Raw genomic sequence first — 21357 nt, forward strand, 5'->3', positions numbered from 1 at the left:
TCCCCGCGCTCAGTGATGGCCGCCTTCGAGATAAGCCGCGCGAACCGATGGATCGGCCAACAGCTGCTTACCCGTGCCACTCATCGTCACCTTGCCATTGACCATGACATAGGCACGGTCGGACAGCTTCAGTGCGGCGAAAGCATTCTGCTCGACCAGGAAGACGGTCAGACCTTCTTCCTGATTGAGCCGCTTGATCTGTTCGAAGATCCCCTTGACGATCAGCGGTGCGAGACCGAGCGAGGGTTCGTCAAGCAGAAGCAGCTTCGGCCGCGACATCAGCGCTCGGCCGATGGACAGCATCTGCTGCTCGCCACCCGAGAGCGTACCGCCACGCTGGCTCTGACGCTCCTTCAGGCGGGGGAACATGGTGAAGATCTTCTCCACGTCCTCCTTGAAGTACTTCAGATCGTCGAGGCCGGCCCCCATCTGCAGGTTTTCCAGCACCGTCATGCGCGGAAAGATCCGGCGACCTTCCGGGGACTGGGCGATACGGCGGCGTGCGATGAGATGGGTCGGGATCTTGGTGATGTCTTCACCGTCGAAAACGACCTGTCCGCTGCGCGCCTGCGGATTGCCACAGATGGTCATCATCAGCGTAGACTTGCCAGCGCCATTGGCGCCGATCAGCGAGACGATTTCACCCTTGTGGACCTCGACATCGACGCCCGCGAGCGCACGGATATTGCCGTAATAGGTTTCGACACCGGAAACCTTGAGAAGCGGTTCAGAGGACATCAGGCTTCCCCCCCGGCAATCGCTTCGACTTCGTGGATCACTTCGTCCAATTCTTCATCCTCGACACCCAGATAGGCCGCGATGACCTTCGGGTCGTTCTTCACGTGATCGGGCGAGCCGTCAGAGATCTTCTGGCCATATTCCAGCACCACGATATGGTCGGAAATCTGCATGACGACCGACATGTCGTGCTCGATCAGGAGCAGCGATGTGCCTTCGTCGCGGATGTTGCGCAACAGCGAGTTGAGCACCAGGGATTCCTTCGGATTGAGACCGGCCGCCGGCTCGTCCAGACACAAAAGCTCAGGTCCGGTGCACATGGCGCGGCAGATCTCGAGACGGCGCTGGGCCCCATAGGGCAGATCGCCCGCCGGATCGTCGGCGCGATCGGTGAGATCGGCCTTGTCCAGCCAGTAACGGGCCTTCTCGATCGCGTCGTTTGCGGCCTTCTTGTAGGCCGGCAGTCCGAGCAGACCGAGCACGGTGTAACCGGAGGCCTTCATCAGCGCATTGTGCTGGGCCACCAGCAGATTTTCCAGAACGGTCAGGCCCGAGAACAGACGAATGTTCTGGAAGGTCCGCGCGACCTTGGCCTTCTTGGGGATCTCGAAGTCCGGCAACCGTTCCAGGAGAAACTCCTGGCCGGACTTGTGGCGCAACGTGATCATGCCCATCGTCGGCCGGTAGAAGCCGGTGATGCAGTTGAAGACGGTGGTCTTGCCGGCGCCGTTGGGGCCGATCAGCGCGGTGATCTCACCGCGCCGGGCTTCGAAGGAGAAGTCGTTGATGGCCATCAGACCACCGAAGCGCATCGACAGATGCTCGACTTTCAGGATGGTGTCATTGCTCATTGTATTGTTTCCGGAGATCATCAGCCGTGACCTTCCTTGGTAAAGCTACCCGAGACGGTCTTGCGCTCCTTGAGGAAGGCCGTCGGCTCTCTGCTGCCCACGAAACCGCGTGGCTTGAACAGCATGACGATGACCATGGCCAGGCCGAAGAGCAGCATGCGATAGAGTTCAGGCGTGAAGTCGGATCCGAAGATGTGCTTCAGGAACTCCATTTCGCGCAAGGCCTCGGTGCCACCGATCATGACGATCGCAGCGACCGCAATACCGGTCAGCGACCCCATGCCGCCGAGAACGACGATGGCGAGGATGACGGCAGACTCGAGGAAGACAAAGCTTTCCGGCGAGACGAAGCCCTGACGGGCGGCGAAGAAGGAGCCGGCAAACCCGCCGAACATCGCCCCGATCGAAAACGCGGTCAGCTTCGTCGTCACGGTATTGATCCCGAGCGAACGGCAGGCGATTTCGTCTTCGCGAAGCGCTTCCCAGGCCCGACCGATCGGCATGCGACGCAGGCGGATCGTGACATAGGCAGTCAGGCAGCAGAGCGCCAGGATGACGTAGAACAGGTAGATCTTGTAGTAGGCCGACGACATCGGCAGATCGAACATCTTGGCAAAACCGCCAGCTGAGGCGTCGAACGGAATGCCGAAGAAGGTTGCCTTGGGAATGCTGGAGATACCAAACGTACCCTTGGTCACGTCCTGCCAGTTGATCAGCACCAGTCGAATGATCTCGCCAAACGCCAGTGTGACAATGGCGAGGTAGTCGCCCCGCAACCGCAAGACCGGGAAGCCGAGGATGATGCCCCAGAAGGCGGCAAGGATGCCGGCAAGCGGCAAGAGCAGCCAGAAGGACAAGCCAAAATTCTGTGCGAGCAGAGCATAGGAATAGGCGCCCACGGCATAGAAGGCCACATAGCCCAGATCGAGCAGGCCGGCGAGGCCAACGACGATATTCAGACCCCAGGCGAGCATGACATAGATCAGGATCTGGATGCCGAAGTTATCGACATATTTGAGCGATCCCTGCACACCCGTCAGCGCCAGAATCACCGGCGGATAGAGGACGAGCGCGAGAAGCGCGATCTTGAGGAAATGCGTCTTGAAGAAGCTCGGCTTCGCATCGATGTCATGCACCGGCACCGAAGCGGACTTCTTCTCCTTGCGCGCCTGGAACCAGGGCGTGATGAAGGCGACCAGGGCGAAACGACCGACAGCGGCAATCGCGACGAAGGATGCAAGAAGCCCCCAGCGCGGGTACCAGATCAATTCATTCGCCATGTTCTGATCGGTTTTGATGCCGATATAGAGAATGAAGAGGCCGAGCGTGATGACACCAGCAAAGAGACCTTCCTTGATGGCGCGCGTCATCGTGCCGGAAGATACGGCACCATTTACATTTACGGGTTCTGTCATCGGATCAAACCTTCTCGACTTCCGGTCGACCAAGAATGCCGGTCGGCTTGAAGATCAGCACGAATGCAAGGATACCGAATGTAGCGACATCCTTGTAGGCGATGCTGAAGTAAGCGGACCACAGCGACTCGATCAGGCCGATCAACAGCCCACCGAGAACAGCACCTGGAAGCGAGCCGATACCTCCAAGTACCGCCGCCGTGAAGGCCTTGACGCCCGGAATGAAGCCGTCATTGAACGAGGCGACACCATAATACATCAGGTACATCGTGCCAGCGACCGCCGCGAGTGCAGCGCCCATCACGAAGGTCACGGAGATCGTCCGGTCGACATCGACGCCAAGCAGCGCGGCCATCTTGCGATCCTGCTCGGTGGCGCGCTGAGCACGCCCGAGCGGAGTCTTGTTGACGATATACCAGAAGGCGGCGAGCAGGGCGGCGGTCACCACGACAATGATCACCTGCTTCAGCGCAATGGTGACATTGCCGATATGCAGGACATCACTGACCAGAGGCGGGATCGGCTTGTTGCGCGGCCCTTGCGAGATCTGGATGAAGTTGGACAGCACGATCGACATGCCGATCGCGGTGATCAGCGGCGCAAGCCGGAACGAACCGCGCAGCGGCCGGTAGGCCACGCGCTCGATCGTCCAGTTCCACAACCCGGTCATCAGCATCGCGACGATCAGCATGATGAAGAGCGCGAGCGCCACCGGAATTCCGGCGAAAAAGGATGTCAGGATGAGGAAGACGATGAGTGCGGCGAAGCCGCCGAGCATGAAGATATCGCCATGGGCAAAATTGATCATGCCGATGATGCCGTAGACCATCGTATAGCCGATAGCCACGAGGCCATAGATGGATCCAAGAGTCAGCCCGTTGATGAGCTGCTGGATGAAGTACTCCATATATTATCCCCCGGACGCCTGTTTGTTGCGTCTCATTTTGTTGTCCCTTGCGGGCGTAGGCGTTGGAGGATTCCATATCGTTTTGTCCGAAAATGTGAAGCCAAAAAGGCGGATCGGGGACAAAATGTTGCTGTTAACGAGGCAGTTGACCCCGGATTCAACAGGCGACACAAAAAAGCAGCAGAAAAAGCCCACGAAATCAGCAGGTCGCCTCGGGCGACCCGCCGTCGTTGCGATGGAACTAATGCAAGCCCATTTTTGCGAAAAACAGATCAGCTTCTCATTCGCGACCCATTCGCGTCGAAAAGCGACAGAGGCTGCAGCCGGGCGGACAGGATTTCCCCAAGAATTTCCACGCCCCACCCCTCCATTTCGTCGGCAATCTCCTTGGGAACATAACCGAGGGCGACAGACACGCCGCTCGGATGGGCGAAGCCACCGGACGTGACCCAGCCCCGAACCTCGCCATTGTACGAGATCGGCTCGTCGCCGATGACGTCGGCATCCTTCGCCTCGATGATGAAGGTGCGCAGGCGAAGCGTCCCGCCCGACAGCTTTTCTTCGAGCGCCGCCTGCTTGCCGACGAAACTCGCCTCCTTCTTGAGCCCCACGAAACGCGAGAGCCCGGCTTCGAGAGGCCCGTAAAGCGGACGGTATTCGCGCGACCAGCTACCGAAGCTCTTCTCCAGTCGCAGCGCATTGAGCGCCCTCAGCCCGAAGAGCGAGATGCCGAACTCCGCACCGGCCTCCATCAGCGTGTCGAAAACATAGCGCTGGTATTCGGGACGCATCCAGATCTCATAGCCGAGATCGCCGGTATAGCTGACACGGCCCAGAATGACCGGTGCCATGCCGAGATCCATCTCACGGATCGCCATAAAGGGCAGAGCCGCGTCGGACATGTCGAGATGGGTGAGCTTGGAGATCACATCGCGTGACTTTGGCCCGGCGATCGACAGGCCCACGAGGTTGAGGTTCAGCGCCTCGATATCCACCGAGCCGTCATCGGGCAGGTGGGTTTCGAACCAGCGCATGTGGTAATCCTCGGCGATGCCCGAGCCGATCACGAGGAAATCTTCGTCATCGAGATTGGCGACCGTAAAGTCGCCGATCAGCTTGCCGGCCTCGTTGAGCATTGGTGCAAGCGCCATGCGCCCGACCTCCGGCAATGTGCAGGCGAGCATATGGTCGAGCCAGCTGCGAGCCCCCTCCCCGCTCACCATGTACTTGGCGAAGCCGGAGGTTTCCATCAGGCCGACGCTCTCGCGAACGGCCTTGGCCTCGCGACCGACAGCTTCGAAGTCGGTCGAACGGCGCCACGAAAAGGCATCCTCGACACCTTCAGGCGCAAACCAGAGCGCCGTCTCCAGGCCGTAAGACGCCCCGAATACGGCGCCCGCGCTCTTGAGCTTGTCATAGATCGGCGTGGTGAGCAGCGGACGCGCACCCGGCAGCTCCTCGTTCGGATAGCGGATCGAGAAGCGGCGGGAATAGTTTTCGCGCACCTTGGCATTGGTATAGGCCAGCGTCGCGTAATCGCCGTAGCGGCAGACGTCCATGGCAAAGACATCGAAGCCCGGATCGCCTTCGATGATCCAGTTGGCGAGCGCCAGACCCACGCCGCCGCCCTGGCTGAAGCCGGCCATCACTGCGCAGGCCGACCAGTAATTGGTCATGCCGCGCACCGGACCCACGAGCGGGTTGCCATCTGGCGAGAAGGTGAAGGGGCCGTTGATGATCTTCTTGATGCCGGCATTGTTGAAGGCCGGGAAATGCCGGAAACCGATTTCGAGTTCGGTGGTGATGCGTTCCAGGTCTTCGGCCAGCAATTCATGGCCAAAGGTCCACGGCGTCTCGATCGGCGACCAGGGGCGGCAGTCCTTTTCATAGGTGCCCATCAGCATGCCGTTGCGCTCCTGGCGGATATAGATCTCGCCGTCGAAGTCGACGCAGTGCATCAGTTCCTTGCCCGTCGTCTTGTTGAACTCGACGACCTCGGGCATGTCCTCGGTGATCAGATACATATGCTCCATGGCGAGCACGGGCAGTTCCAGCCCGACCATGCGACCCACTTCGCGCGCCCAGAGGCCGGCAGCATTGACGACATGCTCGCACCGGATCTCCCCCTTGTCGGTGATCACCCGCCATGTGCCGTCTTCCAGCTGCACCAGATCCTCGACCTTGGTGTGCAGGTAGATGTCCGCACCATTCTTCTTGGCCGACTTCGCATAGGCATGCGTCGTGCCGTAAGGGTCGAGATGACCTTCATGCGGATCGAAGACGGCGCCGACGAACTGCTTCGGATCCAGGAGCGGCATCATTTCATAGGCTTCCTGCGCCGAAATGAGCGTCGCTTCACCGCCGGCATACTTGCCCTTGGCCAGGAGCGACTTCATCCAGTCGAAGCGCTCCTTGGTGGCGGCCAGCATCAGGCCGGATGTCATGTGCAAGCCGATGTCCTGGCCGGAATATTCCTCGATCTCCTTGTAGAGCTCGACCGTATATTTCTGCAGCTTGGCGACGTTCGGATCGCCGTTGATCGTGTGCATGCCGCCGGCCGCATGCCAGGTCGAGCCGGAGGTGAGCTCCGAACGCTCGAGCAACACCACGTCGGTCCAGCCGAACTTGGTCAGGTGGTACAGGACCGAACATCCGACGACACCCCCGCCGATAACGACGACACGCGCATGGCTCTTCATGGAAAACGCTCTCCTTGGCGGCAAACATTGATGCGACAAAGCTAGATTGCGCACGTGAAAGCCAGAAGACCATGCTGCGACGAAACATGTCGCATCGATAACACCAAGTGTTCTCTGGGCGGCGTGTCACAGCCACGGCCGGGGCGCCTGCAACCGGGGGCCTTCCAACGAGCAAGTCAGCAAGTCAGGTCTGGCGAGGGTTCTGCGCCGCCGACCGCAGCGTAAACTCGGTCAGCTCCGCCGGCACACCGATCCTGAGCGCAAAGCCCGGCCAGAGCCCCGTACCGTTGCTGACGTAGAGCTTCATGTCTCCGACCTGGTAGAAGCCGGAAACATAGCCATTGTTTGCCCGGGCGACGAGCCGGTCGAGACCGCGCACCATGCCGCCATGGGTATGGCCCGAAAGCTGCAGCGTAACGCCCCTCTTCGCGGCCCGCTGTGCCATATGCGGCTGGTGGTCGAGAAGGATGACCGGGGCAGAAGCTGGCGCACCATGAAGCGCCCTTTCCAGATCGGGCTCGACAGCGCCGCTAAACCGCGCCGAAAGATCGGTCACACCGGCAATCACAAGCCGGCCCTCGCCGCGCTCGATGACCGCATGGTCATTCGCAAGGATCCGCATGTTGAGTTCTGGGAAATGTGCCAGCCAGCGGTCGACATCGAAGAAATATTCGTGATTGCCCGGCACTGCCAGCACGCCGTGATGGGCCTTGAGGCCCGCCAGTGGCGCAATGTCGTCGCGCCGGATGTCGAGACTTCCATCAATCAGATCGCCGGTGATGACGATCAGATCGGCATTCAGCGCATTGGTCTTCTCGACGACGGCCTTTGCCCAGGCGGCCGTAAACAGCCGGCTGATATGCATGTCGGTCAGTTGCACCATCCGATAGCCGTCCAGATCAGGCGCAAGACCGGGGATCTCAACCTCGATGCGCTTCACCCGGGGCACGCGGATCGCTTGGCTGATGCCGAAGCTTGCGAGCAACAGCGCGGCAATGCCCATCGTGTAGCGCACCTCAGGCGGCACGACCGGAAACGACCAGGTGACGGCAAAGATCAGGATACCCAGCAGATCGAGGATCACCTGCATGGCCGCCAGCAGCACGATGGCGCCGAAGAACAGATTGAAGGCAATCACCAGTGGTCGAGGAAATTCCGGCGCAAAGACTGATCCCGACGTGAACCGGCTGAACAGATGATATTGCGAGGCAAACAGCAGGAAGACGGCGAGCGAGAGCTTCGCCCACCACGGCCACGGCAAGGGGGCGATGAAGCGGGTTGCCACGATAAGCCATGGCAGCGAAAACATCAGATGAAACATGCGGGGGCGGGGTCCTTTGCGCGGCGAACGCCGAAACGGTCCCCGCAATTCACTGCGAAGAATACACGGTCAGGCGCTCACGCAAACCCCGCCGTCAGCGCAAACTCGCGGCCCATCTCGCAGATCTCGTCGAACAGGAAGCCGGCAAAACTGCGCATGACAGTGATTTCGAACGCATCGTGGCCCGTGCGGGCAAGGTTGGCGGCGACATGGCAGATCTGGCAATTGCTCGACTGGCCGATTTCGAAGAGGTCGGAATGCAGGTCGAGTGCCATGCATTTGGCAAGGATCGCCCGGACCTTCGGGCCCTGGATGCGCAGCACCACGCGGCCGTCGCTCTGGTCGACGAAGGAGGCACCGGCAGCGCCGAGATCTGCGAGCTGGCGGGCAATCGTGTCGGCCGGAACGGTCTCACTGACGACAAGCCATTCGCCGGGGCCGCAGACGCGGACATGCACGTCCTCAAGATTGTCCAGCGCCTCCTCGACATCGCTTTCGTGGCCGGCATGGGCCAGCACCGAGAAGACGACCGGCGAACGCAGGATCGCGAGATGATGCGGATTGGGCGTCGCTTCGAAACCGGAAATGTGGTCCTCGAGCACGTGACGGGCGGTAAAGGTCACCGGCATGGTCGGATCCTCACAGGTTCAGTTTCTTGTTGTCGGGGTCGTAGAAGACCGGGCTGACGACCTCGGCCAGCACCTCCCCGCCCCGCAGGCCGTCCCAGACGACAATCTTCTCGCCCAGTCGCTCGCGGCCGGATTTGAGGAAGGCGAGACCGATCATATGCCCGAGTGTCGGCGAATGGCAGACGGAGGAGACCCAACCCTGGTCATTGAGCGTCGACGGCTTGACGTTCTCTTTCAGCAGATGCGCACCCGCCTTGAACTCCTTGTCGTGGTCGACAGGCTTCAACCCGACGAGTTGCGGACGGTCGGCGGCGGTGAGGCCAAAGCGGCTCGACAGGCGTTTGCCGATGAAGTCGGGCTTTTGCGTCGAGAGCATTTTTCCCAGGCCAACATCGTCAGGCGTCGTGCGGCCGTCGATTTCGCTGTGCGTGATGAAACCCTTTTCGATTCGCAACACGTTGAGCGCCTCGACACCATAGGCGCAGATGCCATGGGCCTTGCCGGCCGCCATGATCGCATCGGCGACGGCTTCGCCGGTATTGGCCGGCACCGCCACTTCAAAGGCCAGTTCGCCCGAGAAGGAAATGCGGAACAGCCGCGCCTTCAAGCCCCCCTTGAGCAGCACTTCGCGGGCCGAGAGGAAGGGGAAGGCCTCGTCGGAGATATCGTCTTCGATAATCTGTTCGAGGATGATCCGCGCCTTGGGACCCGCAACCGACATCTGCGCCCACTGATCGCTGGAGGAGACGAAGCGAACGTCGAGATCCGGCCAGAGAACCTGTGAGCAGAATTCCAGATGCGTCATCACCTCGCCGGCATAGGCCGTCGTTGTGGTCATGAAAAAATGCTCGTCCGACAGCCGGCTCGTCGTGCCGTCGTCGTAGATCATGCCGTCTTCGCGCAGCATCAGCCCGTAACGCGCCTTGCCGACGGGAAGCTTGAGGACGGCGTTGGAATAGATGCGATTGAGGAATTCAGCCGCGTCCTTGCCGAAGATCTCGATCTTGCCGAGCGTCGAGACATCGCAGATCCCGGCGTTGGCCCTGACATTCAGCACTTCCCGGTCGACCGCCTCGCGCCAGGTCTTTTCGCCATCACGCGGGAACCAGGAGGAGCGGTACCAGAGGCCGGATTCGACGAAGACCGCACCGTTGCGCTTCGCCCAGCCATGCAGCGGCGAGGTGCGCACGGGCCGCGAGTGTTCTCCGCGCGAGGTACCCGCCATCGCCCCGAAGGAGACGGGCGTATAGAAGGGACGGAAGGTCGTGGTGCCAATCTCGGCCGGTGAAACACCGCGCATGCCAGCCATGATGCCGATAGTCGCGACATTACCGAGCTTGCCCTGGTCGGTCGCCATGCCGCCGGTCGTGTAGCGCTTGGTGTGCTCGACATGGCCCATGGCCTCGCTCTGGGCAAGGCCCAGGTCCTTCACATGCACATCGTTCTGGAAATCGACAAAGGCTTTTGCCCTGGCCCCGGGCACATACCAGAGCGGCGCGAAGGCAGCGTCGTATTCGCCCTCGACTTCAGGCACGTCGACCGTACCGACAAGGCGACCGAGATCACCAACCGCCTCATGCGCCTTCTCCGCTCCGTCGCGCAGCACAGCGGCAAGCGAAGCAAGCCCGGCAGCGGCGCCGGCAATTCGCAGCCCCTGGCCGACATCGGGCGCAAGAAAAGCCTGATGTTCGTCGGACCAGACAGGCTTGGCGCCGCGCTGGCAGGCGAGATGGACGATCGGGCTGTAGCCGCCGCTCATGGCCAGCGCATCGCAGGCAATGTCTTCCTGATGGCCCATGCGCTCGACGAGCAGGCCCTTGATCCGGTGATAACCCTTGGTGTCGACGACGGCCCCACCGGTGATGATCCGCACGCCAGCGGGCGCAACATCCGAAGACTGGGCACGCCCGTCGATGATAGCAGCAACGCCAACACCGGCGGAGACCAGATCGGCGGCCGTGCGATAGCCCGCACCGCCATTGGTGAAGATGGCGACATTCTGGCCGGCGGCCACGCCATAGCGATTAAGATAGGTGCTGACGGCACCCGACGTCATCACACCCGGTCTGTCATTACCGCCGAAGACCAGCGGCCGCTCTTCCGCACCGGAAGCCAGGATCGCCCGCTTGGCGACGATGCGCCAGACACGCTCGACCGGAAGCTCGCTGGTTGGCTGCGCAACATGCTTCTGCACCTTTTCGACGGCACCGAAGACATTGTCGTCATACCAGCCGAACACGGTGGTGCGCGGCATCAACGTGACATTGGAAAGGCTCTTCATTTCCGCGACGACGGAGGCTGCATAGTCTGCGGCCGGCACGCCGCCGACAGTGACGCGCTCTGACAGCAGCGAACCACCCAGCACGAAACCTTCATCCGCCAGGATGACCCGAAGACCAGCCCGGGCCGCAGCCCGCGCCGCCATCAGACCGGCGGGGCCTGCCCCGATTACCAGCAGGTCGCAATGCGCCCAGGCCTTTTCGTAGCGATCGGGATCCGGCAGGAACGGCGTCTTGCCGAGGCCGGCCGCCTTGCGGATGATCGGCTCGTAGAGCTTCTCCCAGAAGGCTTTCGGCCACATGAAGGTCTTGTAGTAGAAGCCGGCCGAGAGAAATGGCGACAGCAGGCTGTTGACCGAGCCGATATCGTATTTCAGGGACGGCCAGCGGTTCTGGCTGTGGGCCTCGAGCCCCTGATAGAGCTCGGCGACAGTGGCCCGCGTATTGGGCTCCGTGCGACCGTCCTTGCCGATCGTGACGAGCGCATTCGGTTCCGCCGAACCCGCCGTCACGATACCGCGCGGGCGGTGATACTTGAACGACCGCCCGACCAGCATCTGGTCATTGGCGATCAAGGCAGAGGCCAGCGTATCGCCTTCATAGCCCGTGTAAGTCTGGCCATCGAACGAGAAAGAGAGGGTGCGGGCGCGGTTGACGAGCCCGCCGGATGAGAGGCGATATCCGGTCATCGCGCGGCCTCCCTGGCGTATCCGCTCGCGTCGGTGACACTATAGACCTCGTGGCTCGCGGCATTGCCCCGCTCGACCACCAGCCAGCGGCGGCAGCCGGCCGAGTGGTGCCAGTGCTCCATGATCCGGCCCTTCGGATTATCGCGGAGGAAGACGTAAGCGTTCCAGGCATTGTCAGGCGCACCGGGCGCCGGACGGACCGGGCTCGCATCGCCACGAATGCTGAACTCTTCCTTGGGACGGACGCCGCAATGCGGACAGGTGATCAGGCTTGCCATGGCGATTGTCTCAATGCAGGTTCGGTTGTGGACCCTTGCCGCCTTCGTCGACGGCAAAGCCGCGTTCGAAGCGATCAAGGCGCAAGAGGCGGGCCACGGGATGGGCCTCGTTCTTGGCGATCAGATGCGCAAAGCAGAAGCCCGACGCCGGCGTCGCCTTGAACCCCCCGTAGCACCAGCCGCAATTCAGGTAGAGATTGTCGATCGGCGTGCGATCGATGATCGGCGAGCCATCCATCGACATGTCCATGGCGCCACCCCAGGCCCGCAGCACGCGAACCCGCGACAGGCCGGGGATCAACGACACGCCCTCCTCGATCGTATGCTCGACGGTCGCGAGATTGCCGCGCTGGGCATAGGAGGAATAGTAATCGATATCGGCGCCGAAGACCAAGCCGCCCTTGTCGGACTGCGAGATATAGAAGTGTCCTGCGCCATAGGTGATGACATTGTCGATGACGGGCTTGATGCCTTCCGACACGAAGGCCTGCAGCACATGAGTTTCGATCGGGAGATCGAGGCCCGCCATCTTGCCGGTGACGGAGGTGTGGCCGGCGGTCGCCATTGCCAGCTTGTTGCAGCCGATGAAGCCCTTTGTCGTCTCGACGCCGGTCACTTGCCCGAGTTCATCGCGTCGGATGCCGGTCACTTCGCAATGCTGGATCAGATCGACACCACGCTCGTCCGCCCCGCGCCCATAGCCCCAGGCAACGGCATCATGGCGCGCCGTGCCGCCGCGCTTTTGCAGGAGGCCACCGAGGATGGGGAAACGCGCATGGTCGAAGTTGAGATAGGGCATCATCGAGCGCACCTGCTCGCGGTCGAGCAATTCGGCGGCGACCCCATGCATCATCATCGCATTGCCGCGCCGCGCATAGGCGTCGCGCTGCCCGTCCGTGTGGAAGAGATTGACGATACCACGCTGCGAAACCATGGCATTGTAGTTGAAGTCCTGCTCCAGCCCTTCCCACAGCTTCATCGACAGCTCGTAGAAGGGCTCGTTGCCCTCCAGCATGTAATTCGAGCGGATGATCGTGGTGTTTCGCCCGACATTGCCGCCGCCGAGATAGCCCTTCTCGATCACGGCGACATTGGTAATGCCGAATTCCTTGGCAAGGTAGTAGGCGGTCGCCAGACCATGCCCGCCACCACCGACGATAACAACGTCGTAATGCGGCTTGGGCTGCGGCTCACGCCACATCGGCGCCCAGTTCCGGTTGCCGGAAAGCGCCTGGCGGAAGATCGAAAGGGCGGAATAACGCATCGAACAACCTCTGCAAATGTCGCGTCACATTCGCATAGGCATCATAAAGAGCAAGCGCGATCAGGACAAAAACCATGCTGTTTGAGACATGCGCCACAGGTTTCGTCGCAGTGCAGCACAGAAACATCAGACGAGTTTGGCTTGCTACGACAACGCGCACTTCCAAAGTGCATGCCACAGCGGTAAACCGGAGACATGACGCTCGGGAGCCCGATGCAGGTGCATGACAAGACAGACATTCTGAAACTCTTCGAAGACAGCGCGATCGCCGCAGGCCACCTCATCCTCGACGTTTACAGGGCGGGCGCCGAGGTCCGCCTGAAGGGCGACAGGTCGCCTGTGACGGAGGCCGACGAGAAAGCCGAACGCCTGATTCTGGACGCGCTCTCACGCCATCTGCCCGGCATACCGGTCGTCGCGGAGGAAGAAGTCGCAGCCGGCCGCATCCCCGACATTTCCGCCGGTCGCTTCATTCTGGTCGACCCACTCGACGGCACCCGCGAATTCATCGGCGGCCACGACGATTTCACCGTCAACATCGCGCTGATCGAATATGGTGCGCCCGTCTTGGGCGTCGTCCATGCCCCTGCCCTCGGCACGCTTTATCTGGGCGGCACGGGCAAGGCCGAGAAACTTGCAATCGATGCCGAAGGCCGCGTCACGATGCGCCACGAGATCGCCGTGCGCTCGCAACATACCAGGCCCTCCGCACTGGTTTCCCGGTCCCACAATTGCGATGCCACCGACGCCTATATCAAGAAAGCGGAGATCCTGGAGCGCAAGGCGGTCGGATCCTCGCTGAAATTCTGCCTCGTCGCCGAAGGAGCCGCCGATATCTATCCCCGCTTCGGACCCACGATGGAATGGGATACGGCTGCCGGCGACGCCGTGCTGCGGGCGGCGGGCGGCATGGTGTCGACCGAAGACGGGGCACCGCTCACCTATGGCAAACGATTGCCTGGCCTCCGCGCCTTCGAGAATCCGGCCTTCATAGCAACCGGGCATCCGCAGGAGCGGGGATGACTTCGAGATAAAGGCAAGGAAAATCAACGGGGAGACGTGGTTTTCATCCCCCGCCTCCCGACATGCCTCAGACTTTCTCCTTCCATCGCGCTGCGTCTCGCAGCCCAACCGTGAAGGAGAGACCATGACCGACGCCACAGCCAATCTCGACTTGCCCTTCATCCTGCCCGCCCAGGCGCAGAAGCACGTGACACACAATGAGGCACTCCAGCGGCTCGATGCCTTGGTGCAGCTGGTTGTTGCGACAAGTGCTGAGAGCCCTCCGGCCGACCCCGCCGAAGGGCAGATCCATTGGGTCACGGCCCCGGAGACCGGCCCCTGGACCGGCAGAGCAGAAAGCCTTGCGCTCTTTCAGGACGGTGTCTGGGTCTTCATCCCTCCACGACAGGGCTGGACCGCCTTCTTCCTCGACGATGCAAGGCTGAAGATCTTCAACGGAGCCGAATGGATCGAGCAGCCGCTGCCGACGGAAACCCAGTTCGAGCGGCTGGGCATCGCGGCCACGCCAGACAGCTACAACAGGCTCTCCCTGTGCTCACCCGCGAGCCTGTTCAGTCACGCCGGCGGCAGCCACCGCCTGACAGTCAACAAATCAGGCATTGCGGAAACGGCAAGCCTGATCTTCCAGTCCAATTGGCAGGGGCGGGCCGAGATGGGACTTGCGGGCGAAGACCGATTCTCCCTCAAGGTCAATGGCGACGTGACAGGCTGGCGCCAGGCGGTGAGCATCACGCCGGAAGGTTATGTCCGCCACGACCAGCGGCCGCTTGTGCGCGCCTCACTTGCGCCAGCAACACTCACGCCGGCAGCCGGCAGCTTCACCGGCTTCGATATCCTGCACCTCTCGGGCGGCGATATCGCCCTCGGCTCTCCCCTGCCGTCGGGCAACGGACATCCCCTCGTCGTTCCCGCGTCAGGCTATTACCTGCTCTCGCTCACGGTCGCTGCGATCAGCATCGGAAGCCATAAGCTGCATGTCAGCCGCAACGGCTCTGCCGATATTTTGAGCCACGTTGGCGGCGCAGGAACATCCAGCACGATGGCACTGGTCTGGCTCGATGTCACCGACACTGTGGCACTGCGCCACGAGGGCACGACCCAGTATGAGTTCGGTTATGGCAAGACGGAGATCAGTCTGGCCTTGCTGTGAAAGCAGACGCCGGAACGACAAAGGCGCCGCTGAGATGGCGGCGCCTTTGTATATAATGCGGAATCTGTCCGCCCTCAGAGCAGGCGATATCGACAGGCGCGCGCAACCGCCTGCATGCGGTTGACCGCCTCAAGCTTGCGCATCGCACTCTTCAGGTAGCTGACGACCGTATGGCTGGAAATGTCGAGAATGATGGCGATTTCGTCGCTGCTCTTGCCCGCCGCCGACCAGCGCAGGCATTCGACCTCGCGGGCGGACAGCTTCTCCTTCGGCCCGAGCCTTGGAACAAGTGCCTCGACGCCGGCATCGAGCAACTCCATCACGCTCAGCAGAAGTTCCGCGATTTCCTTGCGGTCCGGCGCGGTCTCCCGTCCGGAAAAGACCAGAACATACTGGGTCTGGTTCCGGTCATACAGGCCGTAGGCCAGCGAGCCACCAAGGTCGAATGGCTGGAAATGCGGCGCAACAGGCTGGCGCGCCTCCGAGCCAGCGGTCCCAAGGAAAAGATTGTCCTCGGTATAGATTGGCAGGAGCGAATTCTTGATCCGTGCAACAAGCTGGCTTCGGGCATAGACCTCCGCCGCCTCATAGGCGAGTCGCAGTTCGTCCGGCCAGGTGCAGACGATCAGGTTTGCAGAAAACTCCGGGCTGTCCGCCTTGGGAAAGCGTGCGAGCATGCAGTGTCGGAAACCGTGCTGACGGCCGAGCGCGAAGAGTTCGCGTCCCCACGTACCCGTGGAGAGCGCTTCGCTCTGAAAAACGGCGTCACCGTCACCAAAACTGTGACTGCGCGTCACATCGGTTGGCCTGAACATAGAACTCCTTTTCGACCGGACGCATCGTCCGATCGGGATATGAATGTTTATGGACATTGCTTCGTTCCACGAAGGAACGGGTATCGGCTGGGCCTGTCGCCGGTCTTGCGGTCCATATGTGGACCGCCATGCATGACAGATTTACGCTGGACCGACAGGTCGATCCGCGCCCTTGGCATTGAAGAGACACCAATGCCACAGATGCCGCAAGCGGACCAGTCACCCTTCACGCATAACTCCTATGCAATTGCCGCAAGTTTAATCAAGTTGTCGCAATTCGGGCGAACCCCGTCAGGGGCATGGTCAGGGAAATTATTATCAAATGCTTACAATGCGCTTAGGCAAATTTTAAAGCATCGGTCCTAGGATGAGGGTGTGTGGTCTTGAGTATGTATAGAGAGTCCAATGACCGAAATGATCCGCCCACGAGTGAAATATGTCATCGGCCCCGATGGCAGCCCCCTGACGATTGCCGATCTTCCACCGGCCAACACGCGCCGCTGGGTGATCCGCCGTAAGGCCGAGGTTGTCGCGGCTGTGCGTGGTGGCCTGTTGAGCCTGGAAGAAGCGTGCGAGCGCTATACCCTGACGGTCGAGGAATTCCTCTCCTGGCAGTCTTCGATCAATGATCACGGCCTTCCCGGCCTGCGCACCACCCGTATTCAGCAGTATCGCCATTGATCAATTAGGTGCCGGCTGGCCCGGCACGACAAGCCAATTTTTCCAGACCCCATCCTGAACCGGCACGGCGCACCCCGCCTGCCGGTTTCATGTTTTCTGGATGCCTCCGCGACGTCCAAGGGCACTCAAAGCCGCGACGGCGAGGCTGGAGCCGGCATAGAACCACAGGCCCGGCTGCGTAAAAGCCTCCGCCAGACCACTGGTTTTTGTCGCGAAGATGACGATCGCCACCAGAAGAACGTCCATCATCGACCACTTCGACAGAGCCGGCAGAAGCCGCGCCAGCGCGTCAGGCCGGGCCGGCTGGCTGCCGGCGATCTCCTCGGCGGCGACGAGAAGGATCTTGACGAGCGGAAAGACGACGGAAACCAGCGCCACCAGGACCGCAAGCGCACCATCACCTCCGTCCCACAGCGAAACGACCACCTCGATCAGTGAAGCATCCGTCGAGAAAACGTAGAAACTTTCGAACCGCATCAGCGGCAGGGTGATGCCGAGGGCGAATGAAATCGAAGCCCCGATGAGAAGAAACGCCTTCAACCAGATAAGCAAGCCGTTCCCCTTCTCCGTCGAACACAGCGTCACCCGCAGACGCGTTGCCGGCCGGCGCGGGCGGATGTTAATCAGAAGCGATCAAATCCGGCAACAAGAGGCTGATATGCAGATCAACAGCGAAGAAGCAGGCTCCGGCGGCCGCTATGTCGGACGAATCGATGGCATTGAGGATCCGGCCATCATGACCTTTTCCCGTGCCTCGGCGACACTGATCATCATCGATCACACCGAGGTCCCCGGCGCGATGCGCGGCCAGGGTGCCGGGCTGGCACTCGCGGAATTTGCCGTCGAGGCGGCCCGCAAGGGCGGCTGGAAGATTATCCCGCTCTGCCCCTTCATGAAGGCGCAGATGGATCGTCACCCCGATTGGAACGACGTGCGCCAATAATACACGGTCAGTAGCCCCATAGACGAACGAAGGCGGACGCAGGGTAACCCGCGACCGCCTTTCTTATGGAAATCACAACCAGTCTGAACCGTTTCAGCTCAGGCCCGGACACGCATCTGGCCATCGCGCTCTTCGAGAGCCGCCGCCTTCTGGTACTCCGCTTCTGCCTCTTCCAACGCCAGTTCTGCTGCTTCCTGCTGGACCTTCAGTTCCCGGATCGAGACCTGGAGATTGTCCGCGCGCTGGCGAGCTGCCTTGGCGAAGGTGGGGTAGGCGAAATGATTGGGATCAGAGATGCCCGACTTCTTCTCTTCGATGCCGATCTGAGCTTCGAGCTCCTTCGCCATCCGTTCGAACTCTGACATCATCGACTGCAACTGCTGCAATTGCCGACGCTTTTCGGTAACCTGAAATCCTTTCAGGCGTACCAGGCTCTCACGCGACTTCATACGCAATACTCCCGTGATGCGAGACCCCCCGCCACACTTGCTACTCAACACGCCCGCCACCGATTCGTCCAAAAAAAGTCTTCGGCGTTAACAAAAAGCTACCTTTGGTAACCTTTCGTTTACGGGCATCGTTAATGATAAGCCCGATCACTTAAGGGTCAGTAAATGCCAGAGCCCGAAAAAAGCTCGTGACAATGATGAGTCAAATGAATCGGTTACGGGGTTTCCCTAAGGCGCAGATTCAAGTGTGGCGATGACCGAAAACACATGAAGAATCAGGAGGCTAAAATCTTTGCTTAATAAATTCGATACACCTTGCCAGAGGGAATCAGAATTTGTTAACCAATTGGTGGCAGCCTTCAAATCAGGCAACGACTGGATCCGTATCGCGTAGGGGGCCATCTTGACCTTTCGGCGGCGGTAAAGGGGATAAATATGCGGGTTCTACTCATTGAAGACGATAGCGCGACGGCGCAGAGCATCGAACTGATGCTTAAGTCCGAGAGCTTCAACGTCTACACAACCGATCTCGGCGAAGAAGGTGTCGACCTCGGTAAGCTCTACGACTACGATATCATTCTGCTCGACCTGAACCTGCCCGACATGTCCGGCTATGAGGTACTGCGTACCCTTCGCCTGTCGAAGGTGAAGACGCCGATCCTGATCCTGTCCGGCATGGCAGGCATTGAAGACAAGGTCCGGGGCCTCGGCTTTGGCGCCGACGACTACATGACGAAGCCGTTCCACAAGGACGAACTCGTTGCCCGCATCCATGCGATCGTCCGCCGCTCCAAGGGTCATGCCCAGTCGATCATCATCACCGGTGAGCTGATCGTGAACCTGGATGCCAAGACTGTCGAAGTCGGTGGCCAGCGCGTCCACCTGACGGGCAAGGAATACCAGATGCTGGAGCTTCTTTCGCTCCGCAAGGGTACGACACTGACGAAGGAAATGTTCCTGAACCACCTTTATGGCGGCATGGACGAGCCGGAACTGAAGATCATCGACGTCTTCATCTGCAAGCTGCGCAAGAAGCTCGCAAATGCGGCCGGTGGCGCAAACTACATCGAGACTGTCTGGGGCCGCGGCTACGTGCTGCGCGAGCCGGATGGCGCGGAATACCAGGAAACGGCTTGAGCCTTTTCTGATCTCCTTACAAAAGGCCCGCGTCCCTGACGCGGGCCTTTTGTCTTTGAGCATACCGCCGTCAACTGCCTGAGCCATGAACATGAAAAAGGCGGCGCTCATGGCACCGCCTTCCGGAATTTCTCTCAGTTCTATTGCGATCAGGCAGCGATTGCCTTGTCGCCGAAAGTCTTGGTCAGGATTTCGCGGTCAAAGGGCTTGAGCAGGAAGTCGCTTGCACCGGCTCTCTTGCCAGCCATCATCACCTTCAGCTCGGCTTCGACAACGCAATAGTAGATCTTGACGGCCTTGCCATCGGGAAGGGCACGGACGTTGGAGATCAGATCGAGAGCGTCAGCCATGCCCGCATCGACGATCATGACGTCGGGAAGTTCCCGCTCGCAGCGCGTGAGGCCTTCACGCCCGGAAGCAGCCTCCGAAACCTGATAGCCAAGCTCCGACAGGATCCTCTTGCCGACCTTGCGAACGATGTCGGAACCGTCTGCGATCATCAAGCGCTTCATGGTCAACTCCCCTCCCCTCGAATGGGGATATCATTGTATTGGCCAGCATACGGAGCCTCGCCTAAGGAAAGGTTACCGGTTGCATCGCCTCACCGTCCCGAATCGGGACGGCTCAGGACATGACTTCCGCTGTGAAGGCGATCTCGCCTTCGCTGGGCAGGCATTTCAGCTCCATGCCGCATTCGTCGGCAAGAAGAATGGTGTAATAGGGCTGGATCGTATGGGCGTCGACGGCCTCTTCGAGGTTACCGGAGAGGATCTCCTGATACTTCGGCGGCACCCGCAGCATGCGTCCCTTGGCGACGATCTTGAACTTCGCGTCGGTCTCTGGATTTTCCAGCGAAATGTCGAGCGAGCCGCCGCGCGGAATGGCGCCGTAGGCGACCAGGAAGAGGTTGAGCAGCAGCTTCACCCGGTTCTTCGCGATGATTGCACGCGGTCCGCTCCAGGTGACCTCCGTCTTCTTCTCGGCAATGGCGAAATCCTTGGCGGCCTTCTCGGCCTCACCCGTGTCGATCGAGGCGCCGACCGATCCGGAGGCGCCGAAGGCGAGCCGGGCAAACTTCAGCCGGACCGAAGCATTCAAGGCGCTGGTGCGGATGAGATCCATGGCATCGGCATCGGCGCCGCCCTCGTCGAGCAGTTCCAGGCCGTTGTTGATCGCACCGACCGGCGAGATGACGTCGTGGCAGACGCGGCTGCACAGCAGCGCCGCGAGGTCGGGACCTGCGAGCGTGAGGTTGGGATTCTTCGCCATGATCGTCTCCAGAAGATGTGGACCCTCAGCGCAACAAACGGACCCAGGTCCGCAGGCGCGACTTGGTCGGATGCCGTTCGGTCATAATGACACCATATTTGGTAAACCGATTATTAAGACGATGCTCGCTAGGTTTAATTACCCCCAAGGAAGACGCCGAATCCGTCGGCTTCGCATTCAGGAGGCACCATGCATCACCTGTCCCACCGCTCCATGCCGTCTCTCAAGGCCATGGCCCTGGCCGTTTTGGCGATGCTCAGTGTCGTCATGACACAGCGCCCGGCCGAAGCCGCCGGCGAATACACAATTCAGGAAGTGGTCGATGCCGGCCATGGCTTCTTCGGCGAAACGAGCGGCGCGCTGGCCAAGGTGATCGAGCAGGCCTTCCAGCAACATGGCCTGCCCAACGGCTATATCCTCGGACAGGAAGGCTCGGGCGCCCTGATCGCCGGCCTCACCTATGGCGAAGGCATGCTCTACACCAAGAATGTCGGGCAGCATGACGTCTTCTGGCAGGGCCCGTCACTCGGCATAGACTATGGCGGCAACGGCACACGGGCCATGATGCTGGTCTACGATCTGCCGGATGTCGACACGCTCTATGCGCGCTATGGCGGCGTCAGTGGTTCTGCCTATATCGTTGCCGGCGTCGGCATGACGGTACTGAAGAGCCGCGATGTGATCCTCGTGCCGATCCGCACGGGCATTGGCGCACGGCTGGGCGTTAATGTCGGCTACCTCAAGCTGACCCGCTCCCCGACCTGGAACCCCTTCTGACGTTTCGGGGAGCGCAGCACCCTCAGGCTCACGCAAGCTCATT

The 21357-nt window shown here is 60.7% G+C and carries 21 protein-coding genes; 6 read left to right on the top strand and 15 right to left on the bottom strand.

All coding sequences use genetic code 11. The annotated features are described in order from the left end of the window. Window positions 1-9: 9 nt before the first annotated feature. The 10 genes from QTL56_RS08670 to QTL56_RS08715 form a co-directional block, all read right to left on the bottom strand. Window positions 10-738, bottom strand: coding sequence for an ABC transporter ATP-binding protein (locus QTL56_RS08670; protein WP_229574420.1), 729 nt, complete (start codon window positions 736-738; stop codon window positions 10-12). Beyond that, on the bottom strand, window positions 738-1610 hold the full coding sequence (locus QTL56_RS08675) for an ABC transporter ATP-binding protein (RefSeq protein WP_370660335.1): 873 nt from the start codon (window positions 1608-1610) through the stop codon (window positions 738-740). Before QTL56_RS08675 ends, QTL56_RS08670 begins: the two co-directional genes overlap by 1 nt. Further along, on the bottom strand, window positions 1610-2959 hold the full coding sequence (gene livM / locus QTL56_RS08680) for a high-affinity branched-chain amino acid ABC transporter permease LivM (protein WP_370660355.1): 1350 nt from the start codon (window positions 2957-2959) through the stop codon (window positions 1610-1612). The genes QTL56_RS08675 and livM overlap by 1 nt, the downstream gene beginning before the upstream one ends. A 49-nt stretch (window positions 2960-3008) precedes the next feature. Next, window positions 3009-3911, bottom strand: a complete 903-nt coding sequence (locus QTL56_RS08685) for a branched-chain amino acid ABC transporter permease (RefSeq protein ID WP_229574423.1) — start codon at window positions 3909-3911, stop codon at window positions 3009-3011. A gap of 272 nt (window positions 3912-4183) precedes the next feature. After that, the gene (locus QTL56_RS08690; protein ID WP_245136245.1) at window positions 4184-6610 is read right to left on the bottom strand and encodes a GcvT family protein; all 2427 of its coding nucleotides are present in this window, start codon (window positions 6608-6610) and stop codon (window positions 4184-4186) included. 184 nt (window positions 6611-6794) lie between these two features. Beyond that, window positions 6795-7931 (bottom strand): metallophosphoesterase, encoded by a 1137-nt coding sequence (locus tag QTL56_RS08695; RefSeq protein ID WP_245136243.1) that lies wholly within the window; start codon window positions 7929-7931, stop codon window positions 6795-6797. Window positions 7932-8008: 77 nt separating this feature from the next. After that, entirely contained in the window at window positions 8009-8560 is a 552-nt protein-coding gene (locus tag QTL56_RS08700) for a sarcosine oxidase subunit gamma (RefSeq protein ID WP_245136241.1), read from the bottom strand. Window positions 8561-8570: 10 nt separating this feature from the next. Next, window positions 8571-11528: a sarcosine oxidase subunit alpha family protein gene (locus QTL56_RS08705; protein WP_245136239.1), complete on the bottom strand. Its 2958-nt coding sequence runs from the start codon at window positions 11526-11528 to the stop codon at window positions 8571-8573. Then, complete coding sequence (locus tag QTL56_RS08710; protein ID WP_245136237.1) at window positions 11525-11806, bottom strand: sarcosine oxidase subunit delta; 282 nt, start codon at window positions 11804-11806, stop codon at window positions 11525-11527. Before QTL56_RS08710 ends, QTL56_RS08705 begins: the two co-directional genes overlap by 4 nt. A 10-nt stretch (window positions 11807-11816) precedes the next feature. Then, window positions 11817-13070, bottom strand: coding sequence for a sarcosine oxidase subunit beta family protein (locus tag QTL56_RS08715; protein ID WP_229574429.1), 1254 nt, complete (start codon window positions 13068-13070; stop codon window positions 11817-11819). Between the two features lie 195 nt (window positions 13071-13265). On the opposite strand from QTL56_RS08715, the gene cysQ reads away from it, so the two are divergent. Then, complete coding sequence (cysQ, locus tag QTL56_RS08720; protein ID WP_245136236.1) at window positions 13266-14093, top strand: 3'(2'),5'-bisphosphate nucleotidase CysQ; 828 nt, start codon at window positions 13266-13268, stop codon at window positions 14091-14093. Between the two features lie 124 nt (window positions 14094-14217). Continuing rightward, window positions 14218-15243: a DUF2793 domain-containing protein gene (locus QTL56_RS08725; protein ID WP_245136235.1), complete on the top strand. Its 1026-nt coding sequence runs from the start codon at window positions 14218-14220 to the stop codon at window positions 15241-15243. A gap of 74 nt (window positions 15244-15317) precedes the next feature. Here the strand turns inward: QTL56_RS08725 and QTL56_RS08730 are convergent, their stop codons facing one another. Next, window positions 15318-16058: a LuxR C-terminal-related transcriptional regulator gene (locus tag QTL56_RS08730; RefSeq protein ID WP_229574432.1), complete on the bottom strand. Its 741-nt coding sequence runs from the start codon at window positions 16056-16058 to the stop codon at window positions 15318-15320. A gap of 405 nt (window positions 16059-16463) precedes the next feature. On the opposite strand from QTL56_RS08730, the gene sciP reads away from it, so the two are divergent. Beyond that, window positions 16464-16739 carry a CtrA inhibitor SciP gene (gene sciP, locus QTL56_RS08735; RefSeq protein ID WP_006725852.1) on the top strand — a complete coding sequence of 92 codons (276 nt, stop codon included), beginning with the start codon at window positions 16464-16466 and terminating at the stop codon, window positions 16737-16739. A gap of 87 nt (window positions 16740-16826) precedes the next feature. On the opposite strand, the gene QTL56_RS08740 is transcribed toward sciP, so the two are convergent. Continuing rightward, window positions 16827-17291 (bottom strand): paraquat-inducible protein A, encoded by a 465-nt coding sequence (locus tag QTL56_RS08740; RefSeq protein ID WP_245136234.1) that lies wholly within the window; start codon window positions 17289-17291, stop codon window positions 16827-16829. Between the two features lie 106 nt (window positions 17292-17397). On the opposite strand from QTL56_RS08740, the gene QTL56_RS08745 reads away from it, so the two are divergent. Beyond that, a complete protein-coding gene (locus QTL56_RS08745; RefSeq protein WP_245136232.1) occupies window positions 17398-17682 on the top strand; it encodes a GNAT family N-acetyltransferase in 285 nt (94 codons plus the stop codon). 98 nt (window positions 17683-17780) lie between these two features. Here QTL56_RS08745 and QTL56_RS08750 read toward each other — a convergent pair whose 3' ends face one another. Further along, window positions 17781-18131, bottom strand: coding sequence for a flagellar export protein FliJ (locus QTL56_RS08750; protein WP_102018277.1), 351 nt, complete (start codon window positions 18129-18131; stop codon window positions 17781-17783). A 435-nt stretch (window positions 18132-18566) separates the two neighbouring features. Between QTL56_RS08750 and ctrA the strand changes: the two genes are divergently transcribed. Continuing rightward, window positions 18567-19268: a response regulator transcription factor CtrA gene (gene ctrA, locus QTL56_RS08755; RefSeq protein WP_006725856.1), complete on the top strand. Its 702-nt coding sequence runs from the start codon at window positions 18567-18569 to the stop codon at window positions 19266-19268. A gap of 149 nt (window positions 19269-19417) precedes the next feature. Here the strand turns inward: ctrA and QTL56_RS08760 are convergent, their stop codons facing one another. Together QTL56_RS08760 and chpT are read right to left on the bottom strand one after the other, a co-directional pair. After that, on the bottom strand, window positions 19418-19780 hold the full coding sequence (locus QTL56_RS08760; protein WP_229574435.1) for a response regulator: 363 nt from the start codon (window positions 19778-19780) through the stop codon (window positions 19418-19420). Between the two features lie 112 nt (window positions 19781-19892). Next, window positions 19893-20537 carry a histidine phosphotransferase ChpT gene (gene chpT / locus QTL56_RS08765; RefSeq protein ID WP_229574436.1) on the bottom strand — a complete coding sequence of 215 codons (645 nt, stop codon included), beginning with the start codon at window positions 20535-20537 and terminating at the stop codon, window positions 19893-19895. A gap of 252 nt (window positions 20538-20789) precedes the next feature. Here chpT and QTL56_RS08770 point away from each other — a divergent pair, with 252 nt between their 5' ends. Further along, window positions 20790-21314 (top strand): DUF1134 domain-containing protein, encoded by a 525-nt coding sequence (locus QTL56_RS08770; RefSeq protein WP_370660356.1) that lies wholly within the window; start codon window positions 20790-20792, stop codon window positions 21312-21314. Window positions 21315-21357 lie beyond the last annotated feature (43 nt).

Origin of the sequence: Peteryoungia algae (assembly GCF_030369675.1) — a bacterium.
Taxonomy (GTDB): Bacteria; Pseudomonadota; Alphaproteobacteria; order Rhizobiales; family Rhizobiaceae; genus Allorhizobium; species Allorhizobium algae.

Bases quoted from the DNA above. Each gene is read 5' to 3' on its own strand.
- QTL56_RS08670 (WP_229574420.1), bottom strand. From the start codon at position 738: ATGTCCTCTGAACCGCTTCTCAAGGTTTCCGGTGTCGAAACCTATTAC.
- QTL56_RS08675 (WP_370660335.1), bottom strand. From the start codon at position 1,610: ATGATCTCCGGAAACAATACAATGAGCAATGACACCATCCTGAAAGTC.
- livM (WP_370660355.1), bottom strand. From the start codon at position 2,959: ATGACGCGCGCCATCAAGGAAGGTCTCTTTGCTGGTGTCATCACGCTC.
- QTL56_RS08685 (WP_229574423.1), bottom strand. From the start codon at position 3,911: ATGGAGTACTTCATCCAGCAGCTCATCAACGGGCTGACTCTTGGATCC.
- QTL56_RS08690 (WP_245136245.1), bottom strand. From the start codon at position 6,610: ATGAAGAGCCATGCGCGTGTCGTCGTTATCGGCGGGGGTGTCGTCGGA.
- QTL56_RS08695 (WP_245136243.1), bottom strand. From the start codon at position 7,931: ATGTTTCATCTGATGTTTTCGCTGCCATGGCTTATCGTGGCAACCCGC.
- QTL56_RS08700 (WP_245136241.1), bottom strand. From the start codon at position 8,560: ATGCCGGTGACCTTTACCGCCCGTCACGTGCTCGAGGACCACATTTCC.
- QTL56_RS08705 (WP_245136239.1), bottom strand. From the start codon at position 11,528: ATGACCGGATATCGCCTCTCATCCGGCGGGCTCGTCAACCGCGCCCGC.
- QTL56_RS08710 (WP_245136237.1), bottom strand. From the start codon at position 11,806: ATGGCAAGCCTGATCACCTGTCCGCATTGCGGCGTCCGTCCCAAGGAA.
- QTL56_RS08715 (WP_229574429.1), bottom strand. From the start codon at position 13,070: ATGCGTTATTCCGCCCTTTCGATCTTCCGCCAGGCGCTTTCCGGCAAC.
- cysQ (WP_245136236.1), top strand. From the start codon at position 13,266: ATGACGCTCGGGAGCCCGATGCAGGTGCATGACAAGACAGACATTCTG.
- QTL56_RS08725 (WP_245136235.1), top strand. From the start codon at position 14,218: ATGACCGACGCCACAGCCAATCTCGACTTGCCCTTCATCCTGCCCGCC.
- QTL56_RS08730 (WP_229574432.1), bottom strand. From the start codon at position 16,058: ATGTTCAGGCCAACCGATGTGACGCGCAGTCACAGTTTTGGTGACGGT.
- sciP (WP_006725852.1), top strand. From the start codon at position 16,464: ATGACCGAAATGATCCGCCCACGAGTGAAATATGTCATCGGCCCCGAT.
- QTL56_RS08745 (WP_245136232.1), top strand. From the start codon at position 17,398: ATGCAGATCAACAGCGAAGAAGCAGGCTCCGGCGGCCGCTATGTCGGA.
- QTL56_RS08750 (WP_102018277.1), bottom strand. From the start codon at position 18,131: ATGAAGTCGCGTGAGAGCCTGGTACGCCTGAAAGGATTTCAGGTTACC.
- ctrA (WP_006725856.1), top strand. From the start codon at position 18,567: ATGCGGGTTCTACTCATTGAAGACGATAGCGCGACGGCGCAGAGCATC.
- QTL56_RS08760 (WP_229574435.1), bottom strand. From the start codon at position 19,780: ATGAAGCGCTTGATGATCGCAGACGGTTCCGACATCGTTCGCAAGGTC.
- chpT (WP_229574436.1), bottom strand. From the start codon at position 20,537: ATGGCGAAGAATCCCAACCTCACGCTCGCAGGTCCCGACCTCGCGGCG.
- QTL56_RS08770 (WP_370660356.1), top strand. From the start codon at position 20,790: ATGCTCAGTGTCGTCATGACACAGCGCCCGGCCGAAGCCGCCGGCGAA.